Origin of the sequence: Chryseobacterium sp. SIMBA_028, from assembly GCF_046535285.1 — a bacterium.
GTDB lineage: Bacteria > Bacteroidota > Bacteroidia > Flavobacteriales > Weeksellaceae > Chryseobacterium.
The window spans coordinates 1-305 of sequence record NZ_JAWRWZ010000138.1 but is presented as its reverse complement, the minus strand read 5'-3'; the positions used below and the strand labels follow the sequence as shown (position 1 = coordinate 305).

The window sequence follows — 305 nt, the reverse complement described above, 5'->3', positions numbered from 1 at the left end:
CCCATTTTCGATATTGTTGAATCGCTCGATTTCAGCGTGGGGGTCCGCGACACCCAGCTCTGCTGGGCCTTCACACATTTGCTTTTGCCGAGCGATCTATTCGCGCGTGCGTCGGCTCTAAAAATCAAAACTTTGAAAGACAGCAAGGTCGCCTTCCAAGCTATTCGTGGAGCTCAGCCCAATGCGGATGGGTAACGTAGGCAGTCAGTGCGCCCTCTCCCTCGGTCTTTATCGTCACGGACTCGCCTTCAGGCATGTAGACGATCTCTCCCTGGCGAGCGGTCAGCGTTCCAGCGCTCGTGGAG

The 305-nt window shown here is 56.1% G+C and carries 1 protein-coding gene; it reads left to right on the top strand.

The window, feature by feature from the left end; all coding sequences use genetic code 11:
- Positions 1-195 (top strand): hypothetical protein (locus SCA31_RS22885; protein WP_410699335.1); only part of this gene is annotated, 195 nt, incomplete at its 5' end.
- Positions 196-305: the final 110 nt, after the last annotated feature.